13 protein-coding genes are annotated in these 12,347 nt (G+C 56.0%); 12 read left to right on the plus strand and 1 reads right to left on the minus strand.

Going from position 1 to position 12,347, the window contains the following annotated elements:
• Positions 1–426: 426 nt before the first annotated feature.
• The 4 genes from CMN55_RS05525 (at position 427) to CMN55_RS05540 (ending at position 3,817) form a co-directional block, all read left to right on the plus strand.
• Positions 427–1,524: a PA0069 family radical SAM protein gene (locus CMN55_RS05525; protein WP_293948544.1), complete on the plus strand. Its 1,098-nt coding sequence runs from the start codon at positions 427–429 to the stop codon at positions 1,522–1,524.
• 25 nt (positions 1,525–1,549) lie between these two features.
• Positions 1,550–2,167 (plus strand): ribonuclease HII, encoded by a 618-nt coding sequence (locus CMN55_RS05530; RefSeq protein WP_293948545.1) that lies wholly within the window; start codon positions 1,550–1,552, stop codon positions 2,165–2,167.
• Between the two features lie 110 nt (positions 2,168–2,277).
• On the plus strand, positions 2,278–3,360 hold the full coding sequence (locus CMN55_RS05535; RefSeq protein WP_293948546.1) for a site-specific DNA-methyltransferase: 1,083 nt from the start codon (positions 2,278–2,280) through the stop codon (positions 3,358–3,360).
• Positions 3,361–3,415: 55 nt separating this feature from the next.
• On the plus strand, positions 3,416–3,817 hold the full coding sequence (locus tag CMN55_RS05540; protein ID WP_293948547.1) for an EF-hand domain-containing protein: 402 nt from the start codon (positions 3,416–3,418) through the stop codon (positions 3,815–3,817).
• Between the two features lie 19 nt (positions 3,818–3,836).
• Here CMN55_RS05540 and mutY read toward each other — a convergent pair whose 3' ends face one another.
• Entirely contained in the window at positions 3,837–4,931 is a 1,095-nt protein-coding gene (gene mutY / locus CMN55_RS05545; RefSeq protein WP_293948548.1) for an A/G-specific adenine glycosylase, read from the minus strand.
• 72 nt (positions 4,932–5,003) lie between these two features.
• Here mutY and CMN55_RS05550 point away from each other — a divergent pair, with 72 nt between their 5' ends.
• From CMN55_RS05550 to CMN55_RS05585, 8 genes are all read left to right on the plus strand, one after another.
• Complete coding sequence (locus tag CMN55_RS05550; RefSeq protein ID WP_293948549.1) at positions 5,004–5,486, plus strand: DUF721 domain-containing protein; 483 nt, start codon at positions 5,004–5,006, stop codon at positions 5,484–5,486.
• A gap of 107 nt (positions 5,487–5,593) precedes the next feature.
• Positions 5,594–6,265: a DsbA family protein gene (locus CMN55_RS05555; RefSeq protein ID WP_293948550.1), complete on the plus strand. Its 672-nt coding sequence runs from the start codon at positions 5,594–5,596 to the stop codon at positions 6,263–6,265.
• A 21-nt stretch (positions 6,266–6,286) separates the two neighbouring features.
• Positions 6,287–9,748 carry a chromosome segregation protein SMC gene (gene smc, locus CMN55_RS05560; RefSeq protein ID WP_293948551.1) on the plus strand — a complete coding sequence of 1,154 codons (3,462 nt, stop codon included), beginning with the start codon at positions 6,287–6,289 and terminating at the stop codon, positions 9,746–9,748.
• A gap of 124 nt (positions 9,749–9,872) precedes the next feature.
• Positions 9,873–10,223, plus strand: a complete 351-nt coding sequence (locus tag CMN55_RS05565) for an AtpZ/AtpI family protein (RefSeq protein WP_293948552.1) — start codon at positions 9,873–9,875, stop codon at positions 10,221–10,223.
• A 63-nt stretch (positions 10,224–10,286) separates the two neighbouring features.
• Entirely contained in the window at positions 10,287–11,024 is a 738-nt protein-coding gene (locus CMN55_RS05570; protein ID WP_293948553.1) for a F0F1 ATP synthase subunit A, read from the plus strand.
• 53 nt (positions 11,025–11,077) lie between these two features.
• Complete coding sequence (locus CMN55_RS05575; protein ID WP_293948554.1) at positions 11,078–11,302, plus strand: F0F1 ATP synthase subunit C; 225 nt, start codon at positions 11,078–11,080, stop codon at positions 11,300–11,302.
• Positions 11,303–11,355: 53 nt separating this feature from the next.
• Entirely contained in the window at positions 11,356–11,847 is a 492-nt protein-coding gene (locus CMN55_RS05580) for a F0F1 ATP synthase subunit B family protein (protein WP_293948555.1), read from the plus strand.
• Complete coding sequence (locus CMN55_RS05585) at positions 11,847–12,332, plus strand: F0F1 ATP synthase subunit B family protein (RefSeq protein ID WP_293948556.1); 486 nt, start codon at positions 11,847–11,849, stop codon at positions 12,330–12,332. The genes CMN55_RS05580 and CMN55_RS05585 overlap by 1 nt, the downstream gene beginning before the upstream one ends.
• Positions 12,333–12,347 lie beyond the last annotated feature (15 nt).

Raw genomic sequence — 12,347 nt, forward strand, 5'->3', positions numbered from 1 at the left:
CCANTTCGGNCCCCTGAAATCCGAATNCTTGCGGTGCCATTTTCCGCCGTCGTTATGTTGCAAATATCCGTGGTGCTTCTTATCCCGCGACNTTTTATGCGCTTCTTTCTTTTTATGAGGCCNGTCCCGGTCGGCCCCCTGTTTGCCATAATGGAGNTTCTGACCGATATTCGGTTGCCCCTGTTGCCATTTGTCAAAGGGGGAACNGCCTCCCCCGGCTTTTCCATCCTGNTGCGCCGCCGTTGGCCCGGCGAGAAGACACATGNACAATATGATCCCGGTTGCCAGCCATCCCGATTTTTTCATTTTATCCTCCTCCCGATGACGCGGAATACTCATTGAACGGNCGGNCCAGACAAATCCGTCGCCTCTTTAACATAATAAATATGTTCTTGTTTTGTTCTNTTNTNGTGNTATTCTGATTANATGTCAGATGATATCATACCCATCCCCAAAGAACAGCGCCGGGGCCGCGGAGCGACAAAAAACCCCGAAGGGCGGTTCGAGATCGCCGCACGGGACTTTATTGATGACGGCTGGCATCACATGGCGCAGGGAGAAGAGACAGAAAGCCCCGTCACCACCATCACAACCGAGTTTCCAAAAACGATCATCAGCCGGAACAGCTCGCCCGATCTGCCATTTGACCGCTCCATCAACCCCTATCGCGGGTGTGAACATGGATGCATCTATTGTTATGCCCGCCCGTCCCATGCCTATATGAATCTCTCCGCCGGGCTTGATTTCGAAAGGCTGCTGTTCGCCAAGCCTAATGCGCCGGAGTTGCTGGCACGGGAGATTGCGCGGCCCAGCTATAAATGTGCCCCCATCGCCCTTGGGACCAATACGGACCCGTATCAGCCGATTGAGCGCCGCCTTGCCATCACGCGTCAGGTTATCGAACTGCTTGGCCAAGCCCGGCATCCTTTCACAATCACGACCAAGTCAAACCTGGTGCTGCGGGATATTGATCTGCTCGCGAAGCTGGCAAAGGACGATCTCGTCGCTGTCGGCATTTCCGTTACGACTCTGGATCGGCGTCTCGCCCGGCTGATGGAGCCGCGGGCAACTGCCCCCCACAAACGGCTGGCCGCCATCGAGGCCTTGGCCGCGGCCGGGGTTCGGACATTCGTTCAGGCTTCGCCGATGATCCCCGGCCTCAACGATCAGGAGCTGGAGGAGATATTGACGGCCGCCCGTGAAAAAGGAGCAACGAATGCGAGCTGCATTCTGCTCCGCCTGCCTTGGGATGTAGCTGAACTGTTTGAAAGCTGGCTGCAGGAGCACTTCCCCGACCGCGCCGCCCGGGTGATGAGCCTTGTTCGCTCCACACGGGAGGGAAAGAATTATGACGCCGCATTCAGCCAGCGTATGGTTGGCAGCGGGCCTTACGCAAAACTTATTGGCAACCGTTTTCAACTTGCCTGCAAACGGCTCGGTTTTGAAAGGCACGGCAAATATAATCTCCGATCCGATCTTTTTATCCCGCCGGGGCGGGACTGGCGACAAATGGATTTATTTTAAGTTGCGCGCCTGTTAATCAGAAGGGATGCAATATGTCATTCCGCCGATGCCGGACTTCTCTCTTGAAAATGCTGAAACGGGTCTTGTCGTCGGCATTGACGAGGTGGGGCGCGGCCCCTTTGCCGGTCCCGTTGTTGCCGCGGCGGTTATACTGGATCGCGGCAACATTCCGCTCGGGATTATGGACAGCAAGAAAATCCCCCGCGCGAAAAGGGAACAGCTTTTCAATCGTATTCTTGAGACCGCCCAGGTCGGGATCGGCGAAGCTTCGGTTCAGGAAATCGACAGCCTCAATATCCTTCAGGCCAGCCTGCTCGCCATGCGACGGGCATTTACCGCCCTGCCACACCGCCCCGATATCGCCCTGATCGACGGAAACCGGGACCCAAATCTGGGCATTCCGAGCCGCCTGATCGTGAAAGGGGATGCCTGTTCCCTCTCCATTGCGGCGGCTTCCATTGTGGCAAAAGTGACACGCGACCGGAAAATGTGCGCCCTCGCCGAGGAATTCCCGCATTACGGATGGGAGAGAAATGCCGGATATGGAACCGCCGAACACCGCAAGGGGTTGCGGCAGTTTGGCGTGACGCCACAACATAGGCGAAGTTTCGCCCCAATCCGCGCTCTCCTCTCTACGGATTAGGAACTGCATAAGGATTCTTCCATAACATACTGATTCAACAAAATATATTGACGCGGCGAATCGACCGAATCACTATATTCGACAGTTGGAAAAACAGCATTGTTTGAAAAATGAAGAATCAGAAACTACCACTTGACCGGATCCTGAAGGGTGACTGCATCGAGTTGATGAACAGCCTGCCTGAAAATTCCGTTGATATGATTTTCGCCGACCCCCCCTATAACATGCAGCTTTCGGGGGAATTGCGACGCCCCGATGACAGCTTCGTCGATGCGGTCACCGATGACTGGGACCAGTTCGAAAGCTTTGCAAGTTACGATGCTTTCACCCGTGACTGGCTGACGGCCGCGCGGCGCGTGCTAAAAGAGAATGGCACGCTCTGGGTCATCGGTTCCTATCACAATATTTTCCGCGTGGGTGCGAGTTTGCAGGATCTTGGCTTCTGGATTCTCAACGATGTGATCTGGCGCAAGACAAACCCCATGCCGAATTTTCGCGGCACCCGTTTCACCAATGCCCATGAGACCCTTATCTGGTGCTCCAAGGGGCCGGACGCCAGAAATATCACCTTTAATTATGATGCCCTCAAAGTCATGAATGACGATGTGCAGATGCGCTCCGACTGGCATCTGCCGATCTGCAACGGCGGCGAAAGATTGAAGGTAGAGGGGGAAAAGGCCCATACCACCCAGAAGCCGGAGGCCCTTCTCTACCGGGTGCTGACCGCGGCCTCCAATCCCGGTGATGTTATTCTCGATCCGTTTTTCGGCACCGGCACGACCGGCGCCGTTGCCCGCAGACTGGGGCGGCATTTTATCGGGCTGGAGCGGGAAGAAAAATATATCGCCGTCGCCCTTGATCGAATCCGTAAGGTTCGCCAGATGCCTGAAGAGGATCTGGAATTTACGCGCGGTAAAAGACAGGAACCACGCATTCCGTTCGGCTCGGTCGTTGAACGCGGCCTGCTGTCCGCCGGGCAGGTTCTCTTCGATGCGCGCAAACGTTACAGGGCGCGGGTTCGCGCTGATGGTAGCCTCATTGCGTCCGATGTGTCAGGCTCCATCCACAAGGTCGGCGCCCAGCTACAAGGCGCCAGCAGTTGCAACGGCTGGACTTTCTGGCACTTCGATGTGGAAGGCAAGGCCGTCTCCATCGATGTGCTCCGCCAGCAGGTGCGCGCGGAAATGAACTAGGGGCCATCCACTGCCCCGTATGACTGAAAAAGGGGACGTGATGAGAAAATATTGCATGACACTTCTCGTTTGCGGCGGCCTGCTGTCCGCCGCAATACAGCCTGCCCATTCCTTTGCGGAGAGCCGCTTCCTCGGCATGGATCGGGATGCGGATAATTTCATCTCTCTTGAGGAGGCGGAAGCCTATCGCATCCGGTTGTTCAAGGAATATGACCTCAATAGCGATGGAAAGGTGGAATTTGAGGAATATGTTGAGGCAAAACGCCTGCGACCGGCAACTGCCGCGCCCCATTCCAAAGTAGACGTTCCGGATGAATATCGGGAAATGGACGCAGATGGCGACAGCATTCTGACCCTCGAAGAAGTCAAGTCGGTCGGCGTCAAACGGTTTCAGGCCCTCGACAAGAACGGCGATGGAAAGATCTCGAAGGAAGAGTTCGTCAGCCCCGGCCTCTGATCAGGGGGCGGCAGGACAATTATTTCCGGTCCGTTCCCAGAACTGACCGGGCAACTTTTGTCATCAGTGTCGGCAACGCATACTCACCAAATTCATGTGGGCTGGCCCAGACAACTTCCTCAAGAGGAAGGAGATCCGGGCGGCTCACCCCGAGAATAACGGGTTGCAGCGTCAGATGAAAATGAGTGAAGGTATGGCGAACTGGGCCTGTCAGAGTCACTTCCGTAAATTCCCCCCGCCCTTCAATTTTAAAGAAATTATTTATCGCCGCCTCGGGTGTGACCGCCTCTTCCTGCCAGTCGGTTGACGGAAACTCCATCATCCCGCCGAGCAGTCCTGTCTCAGCCCGACGACGGAGGAGGATCCGCCCATCCGGCTGCTGCAGCCAGAATATGACCGCCTGACGTGTCGGCTTTTGTTTCTTGGGCGCCTTGACCGGATATTCCGTCATATTTCCGGCGGCGCTGGCCGCACATAACTTGCGGGCCGGGCAAAGACCACAAGCCGGATTGCGGGGCGTACAGATGGTTGCGCCCAGATCCATCAGCGCCTGCGCATAATCCCCGGCCCTTTCCCGGGGCGTGAGCAACGCGGCCCGTTCGGTGATTTCCTTCTTGGCGGCCGGCAGGGGTGTCGCAATTCTGTAAAGGCGGCTGATCACCCTCTCGATATTTCCATCCACCACCGTTTCGGGCCGATCGAATGCAATTGCCGATATTGCCGCCGCCGTATAGGGGCCTATGCCGGGCAGGGCGAGCAGCGCCGCCGGATCATCGGGAAAGCGGCCATTATGATTCTCCGTCACCGCAATCGCGCATTTATGGAGATTACGCGCACGAGCATAATAACCAAGCCCCGCCCAGGCTGTCAGGATATCATCAAGGGGCGCCGCCGCCATATCTCCAACCGTCGGCCAGGCATCCAGGAATTTGTGGAAATAGGGTCCCACCGTCACAACCGTTGTCTGTTGCAGCATGATCTCGCTCAGCCAGACGTGATAGGGATCGGACTGCTTGCCAGGCGGGCTGCGCCAGGGCAGTTTGCGGGCGTGCCGGTCATACCATTGCAGTATCTGGCGGGAAAAAGTCTTTTTATCGGGCGCTGTATAGATCATATTAACTGGCAGTTATGATCAATTACAGTCCTCCGGGTCAATGAGAGTTTCGATTTCCAACAAAGGATCAGGATGAGACAGTCCCGAACGCAGCAGGGTCCGAAAGCGATTGCCGCGCTTGTCGGCAAGTCATCCCGCGCGGCGCTGGTCCGGCGCGGCTTCGCAGAGGCCGACATTCTCAATCAATGGGGCTCGATCGTCGGTCCGAATCTCGCGGAAGTGTCGAGCCCGGAAAAGCTTGGCTACACCCGACAGAGCAACCGGGAAGCCACGCTCCGTATTCGTGTCGCACCGGGCTGGGCCCCTGAATTCCAGCATTTCGAACCGCTGATTATCGAGCGTGTCAACAGTTTCTTCGGTTACAAGGCCGTCGCGCGCCTCCAGCTTATACAGGCGCCGGTCAAAAAAAATACTCCCCCGAAACGGATCCCCCCCACCCCGCTGACAGACGCGGAAAAACAATGGATAGAAGCCTCAGTTGCAAAGGTGACCGATGAAGAATTAAAGCAACGACTCATTGCCGTCGGAACGGCCCTGCTACAGGCCCGGCGATAAGACAAAATCTCGTGATGATCCTTTCTTCGCATTTGTTTACCGGTTTTAAATGACGTATTTCCCGCTGATCTGTAGGTGGACTGCAGGAATCATTTGAGGATTGAGAAATGAGCAGCTATACTGACACCATATATAGTAGGAAAGATAAAATTTTGGCTATTTCCAGGCGACATTTTGTAGCGGCAGCCGCCGCACTTCCCGCGGTCTCGCTGGCGGGCGGCATGCTGATGCCTTCCACGGCGCACGCGGCAAAACCGCAGATCCTGCAAAGCGATCATGTTCTCGGCATGCCTACGGCGCCGATCACTATCATCGAATATGCCTCGCTGACCTGTGGCCATTGCGGCAATTTTCACAAATTCACCTATGGGGAACTCAAGAAAAATTACGTCGATACCGGCAAGGTGAAATTTGTCTATCGTCACTTTCCTCTGGATCGGTATGCGTTCATTGGCGCCATTCTTGCCGAGTGTGCAGGCGAAAAAGGCGACTTCTTCGGCATGATTGATGCCATTTTCCAGCAGCAGGAAGCCTGGACACGACAATCCGACCCGGCTCTCGCCCTGATCGAACTTGGCCAGCAGAATGGCGTAGCGCTTGAGGAATTCGTGACCTGCCTGACCAATCAGGAGCTTGTGGGTGCCATCGCGTCGGAAAGCCTGATCGGCTCGTCCCAGTATGGCGTCAACTCCACACCGACAATTTTCATTCAGGGCGAAAAATATGAACGCAGCCGGGATTTTCAGGTGATGGACGATTATCTCAAAACCCTTATGTAGCTTACGTGTAATGGTGAGGCAGTGAAATTTGCGCATTTGAAACTGTCGGGCTTCAAGTCATTCGTTGAACCGACAGAACTTCTGATCAAAGACGGGCTGACCGGCATCGTCGGCCCGAATGGATGCGGCAAATCCAACCTTGTGGAAGCCCTCACCTGGGTCATGGGAGAAACATCGGCCCGGAACTTACGCGGCGGGGCAATGGATGATGTGATCTTTGCAGGCACGACATCCCGCCCGTCCCGCAATGCGGCCGAGGTGACCCTCGGCCTCGACAATCGGGAGCGCAAGGCCCCTCCGCTCTATAATGAATCGCCGGAACTTGATGTCACCCGCCGCATCCGGCGTGACACGGGATCCGATTACCGGATCAACGGCAAGGTTGCCCGCGCCCGTGATGTGCAGCTGTTATTTGCCGATCTGGCGACCGGCGCTCATTCCACCGCAATTGTCAGCCAGGGCCGCGTCGGGGCACTGATCAACGCCAAGCCGAAGGAACGACGGCATCTTCTGGAAGAGGCCGCCGGGATTTCCGGGCTGCACTCCCGGCGACATGAAGCCGAGCTCCGGCTCAATTCGGCCGAAAACAATCTGGAGCGGGTGGACGATGTGATCGAGCAGCTCGAAGCGCAGCTCGGCAATCTCAAACGGCAGGCACGGCAGGCGAACCGGTACCGCAATATCTCCGGGCATATCCGCAAGACGGAAGCCATGCTGCTGTATCGCAAATATCAGCAGGCACAGCAGAAAGCGGCGCAAGCGCGCGAAAAATATGAACAGGCGGTTCTTGCCGTCAATGAGCTCACCCGTCAGGCCGCGGCGGCAGAATCGGCCAGCCTCAGAGCAAACGAAGCGTTAAAGCCGCTGCGGGAGGCCGAAGCAAGCGCCGCCGCCGCCGCACATCGCCTCACCCTTGCCCGCGAGAATCTCGACGCCGAGGAAGAGCGGGCCAAGCGGCTGAAACAGCAGCTTGAAGACCGGCGCAAGCAAATTGCCGGGGACATGATCCGTGAAAAGGATCTGGAAAAGGATGCCGCAGAAGCAATGGAGCGGCTGGAAGCAGAAAAAATCACCCTTGCCGAAGCGGAAGAAACCGCCGGACCGCGCGCCGATTCACTCCTTTCCAATGTCAATGAAAAGGCCGCCGCGCTCGAGGAATTACAGTCCGCTTATGACCTCAAAACCGAAATCGTCGCCACCCAGTCGGCGGAACGAAACAGCCTCAGCCAGCAGATTGATACCGCAACTTTGCAACTTGAAAAGCTGACGACGCGTCTTGGCGACCTTGCGCAAGAGAAAGCAAGACTTGAGCAGCAGCTTGGCGCAGGCGGATCGGAACCGGCCTCATCTGCGGCCCTTAAGAATGCTGCCGCCGCCTTTGCCGAACTTAATACCGCCTGCGACGAAGCGGAGCTGTCACGTCAGGCCGCCGATGGCGCGGAGCGGGAAGCGCGCGAGAAAGTCAAACATGCGGAACGGGATGTCACGGCACTTGAGGCTGAAGAAAAAGCCCTGTCCCGCCTGCTGGAAAATGCCGAGCGGGGCGAATGGCCTGGGATCATTGAAGGGCTGAAGGTTAGCAAAGGCTATGAAGTGGCCCTTGGCGCCGCCCTTGGCGATGATCTGGAGGCCCCGGCCAACGAAGCGGCATCCGCCTACTGGCCCGCCACTGGCGGCAAGCAACCGGATCAGGGGTTTGCAGATAATCTTGCAACCCTCGATCAATTCGTGACCGGCCATGATGCCCTCAAGGCCCGGCTCTACCAGATCGCTATTGTCGAGGCAAAAGATGGCCCGGCCCTTCAGGAAACACTCAAACCCGGACAGCGACTGGTCAGCCGGGAAGGCGATCTCTGGCGTTGGGACGGATTTGTCTGCCGCGCCGGGGCCAAAACAGCCGCCGCCGCACGGCTGGAACAGCGCAATCGACTTGCCGAGATTGAAAAGGAACTGACGGGCAAGCGTAATCACCTTAACAACGTGTCAAATGATCTCAAGGGGTGCGCCGCTCGCCTCTCTGAGGCAACGAACACCCTCAAGGATCTGCGGCGCAAACAACGCGAGCAGGAACAGGAGCTCAGCAAGCTCAGGGCTGTCAATGCCAATGAAATCCGCGAAAATGCGGCGCGCCAGTCACGACTCTCCTCTCTTGACGAATCCATGGCCGATCTTGCCGGGGAGAAAAGTGAGCTTGCGTCCAGCCTTGAGGCAAAACAAAAACTGCTGTCTGAGCTGCCCGACATGACGGAAAGCCGCACTGAAGTTGATAATCTGCGCGGTCAACTCCATGAGAAGCGCGATGAACTGGCCGTTTTGAGGAGCGAATCGGATCAGCTAACCCGTGAGGCCGCAAGCCGCCGAGATCGAAACGCCGCCATCGACAAGGAAATCACCGGTTGGATCGACCGGAACCGCAATATGGCAGAGCATTTCACACAGCTTGAAATGCGCTTCCGGGATACTGCCGCGGAGCTGGAAGAGATTGACGGAAAGCCGGAAGAGATTGCGCAGAAACGCAACAACCTGATGGACGAAATTGCCCTTGCCGAAGGTCGGCGCAGCAACGCCCGCGACCGTCTCGCGGAAGCCGAATCGGTTCTGGCAGAATGCGATGCGGCCCTGAAAAAATGTCAGGATTCACTTACCCAATGTCGTGAAGAACGGGTCCGCCATCAGTCTGACGTCGAGCATATGACAGAGGTCCTGAAAGGCCTTGCCGAACAAATTCGCGAAAAATTGAAATGCGCGCCCGAACAGATAAAGACGGCGGGCGGCATTGAGGAAGGTGAGGAAATTCCGCCGACTGAGGAAAGCGAACGCAAACTTGAAAGGCTGAAACGCGAACGGGACAGCATGGGTCCGGTCAACCTGCGCGCCGAAATCGAAGCGGATGAAGTGCAGGAGCAGCTCACCACACTGATCAATGAACGCGAGGATTTGCTGGCGGCCATAGCACGGCTCCGGCAGGGAATTTCCGCCCTCAACCGCGAAGGTCGGGAGCGGCTGCTGGCAGCTTTCACCAAAGTTGACGAACATTTCCAGCAGCTCTTCCGTCAGGTGTTCGGTGGCGGCCAGGCACATCTGACGCTGACCGAATCCGATGATCCGCTGGCCGCCGGCATTGAAATCATGGCCAGCCCGCCCGGCAAGAAATTGCAGCTCATGTCCCTTTTATCGGGCGGCGAACAGGCATTGACGGCCGTCGCCCTGCTGTTTGCAGTCTTTCTGACGAACCCGGCGCCGATCTGCGTTCTCGATGAAGTGGACGCCCCGCTTGATGATGTGAATGTGGAACGGCTTTGTCATCTGCTGGACAATATTGCCCGCAATTCCGACACCCGTTTCCTTGTGGTGACCCACCATCCCATCACCATGGCCCGCATGGACAGGCTGTTCGGGGTAACGATGGCGGAACGCGGCGTATCGCAGCTTGTTTCCGTTGATCTCGCAAAAGCGAAAGAGATTACGGAGAGCGCCGCCTGAGCCTGATTTGCACTGCAACAAAAAAATCCGGACAGCAATAACCAATGAGGCGAAAAAGCGGCGTGTAAGGGCTTGACACCCAAGGGGGCAGACCGTATGTTTCCCGCGCTTTCTATGGGGGTGAATGGACGGCAGCGTTTGCTGTCAAAGGACGACAATGGGCGCATCTGAACCTCCCTCGAAAGAAGATTTCAAGGCTCGGCTTGAAAAGGCGCAGCAAAAACGGGAGGAAGCCTCCTGGGAACGCAGCGACTTGAAGATCGAGCAGTCCGGCGCAGCCGGCAAGGCATGGCGACTGTCCGTCGAGATGGTGGCTGCATTGCTGGTGTGCGGCGGTTTTGGCTGGCTGCTCGACAAATGGTTGGACACGAAGCCATGGTGGATGCTGGTATTTTTGGTTGTCGGCGGCATTGTTGGCATATACAACGTGTTCAAGGTTGCCCGGCGCATGAATAACGGCGGAATTGAGGAATAGGCGGCGATCTTCGGATTTGGCGCCTTATTACTGGTTGATACAGGTAAAGACAGGAAGAGCATCGTGGCGTCAGATCATAGCCCTCTTGCACAATTCGAGATTAAGCGTCTGGTTCCGATGGAAATAGGCGGCCTCGACGTTTCTTTCACCAATTCTTCTCTGTTTATGGTCATTGCCATTGCGGCGATTACCCTTTTCCTGACCTGGAGCATGCGGAGCCGTTCACTGGTTCCCGGCCGGATGCAGTCAATGGCCGAGCTCAGCTATGAGTTCATCGCCAATATGATCAAGGACAATGTGGGCTCGGAAGGGCGGAAGTATTTCCCCTTCATCTTCTCGATCTTCATGTTTGTTCTGTTTTGCAACCTGCTCGGCATGATCCCCTATAGCTTCACGGTGACGAGCCATATCATCGTCACTTTTGCCCTGGCGGCGCTGGTTTTCCTTGTTGTGACAATCGTTGCAATTGTCCGCCATGGTTTCAAATTCCTCGGCTTTTTCATTCCGAGCGGCGTTCCGGCGATCCTGCTGGTTCTGCTGGTGCCGATCGAAATTATCTCTTATTTTGTACGCCCCGTCAGCCTGTCGGTCCGACTGTTCGCCAACATGCTGGCCGGCCATACGCTGATGAAAGTTTTTGGCGGGTTCGTGATTGCCCTCGGAATTTTCCTGGGCTGGCTGCCGCTCGCCTTTATCGTTGCCTTGACGGGCCTTGAATTCCTGGTCGCATTCCTGCAGGCCTATGTGTTCGCGATCCTGTCATGCCTCTATCTTAACGATGCACTTCACCTGCATCATTGAGTTTAACCTAGACATCAAACATTGGTTGTTCTTGTTTTAGAAGGAAGAATATTATGGAAGCAGAAGCCGCAAAGTATATTGGCGCAGGCCTTGCAACTATCGCTCTGACGGGTGTTGGTTTGGGTATCGGAAACATCTTCGGTTCCTACATCTCCGGCTCCCTGCGTAACCCTGCTGCAGCTCCGAAGGTTTTCGGTAACGTGCTGCTCGGCTTTGCGCTGACGGAAGCTGTTGCTCTGTTCGCACTGGTTATCGCCTTCCTGATCTTGTTCAGCTAATCAGAAATTCGCTTAATTTCTGATAACTGACCCTACAGGATTAAGGAGCCGGTATGCCGCAACTTAATATTGCTGATTTCCCGCCCCAGCTTATATGGCTCGCGATAACTTTCGTTGTCCTCTATTTTCTGATGGCGAAAGTCGCGGTACCCGGTATTTCCGACGTTCTGGAAAACCGGCAGAACCGTATTACGTCGGATCTGGAAGAGGCAAAACGGCTGAGTGAAGAAGCGGAAAAGGCAAGAGCCGATTATGAAGAGGCCCTTGCCGAAGCCCGCAGCCAGGCCCATGGCATCGTTTCCGAACTGAAAGCCCAGGTGGCGAAAGAGCAGGAAACGAGCAAGGCGGAGCTGGATGCAGCCCTTGCCAAGAAGACAAAGGCCGCAGAAACAAGCATCCGCGAAGCCAAGGAAACAGCGCTTAGCCATGTGCGTGAGATTGCGGCGGATACCGCAAAATCGGCTGTCGCCAAGCTTGTCGCCCTTGATATATCCGACAAGGATGTCGATGCCGCCGTGGCTGCCAGCATGAAAGGAGAGGCGTGATGCTGCAAGATCCCTCATTCTGGGTCGCCGTTGCTTTCTTTGCGTTTCTAGCGGTTCTTGTGTATTACAAGGTTCCGCCGCTGATTGTCCGTCAGCTGGACGCCCGGGCAGACAAGATCCGCGCCGAGCTTGATGAAGCCAAGCGGCTTCGCGAAGAAGCGCAGGTTCTTTTTGCTGATTACCAGCGCCGCCAGCATGAAGCCATGCAAACGGCAGAGGATATTGTTGCCAAGGCCAAGGAAGATGCTGAAATTCTTCGCGCACAAAGCGTGAAAGAGTTGGAGATCGCTCTGGCGCGGCGTCAGGAAATGGCCGAAGCGAAGATTCGTCAGGCTGAAGAAAAAGCCGTCGCCGAAGTTCAGGGCATTGCCGTTGATGTCGCGATTGCCGCTGCCTCCAAGCTGATGCAGGACGGCATGAAAGCCGACAAGGCCAATGCACTCATTGATCAGTCCATCAAGGACCTTCAGACACATCTGAACTGATCGAGAGCCATTACC

The organism is Sneathiella sp., assembly GCF_002694385.1.
Lineage (GTDB): Bacteria > Pseudomonadota > Alphaproteobacteria > Sneathiellales > Sneathiellaceae > Sneathiella.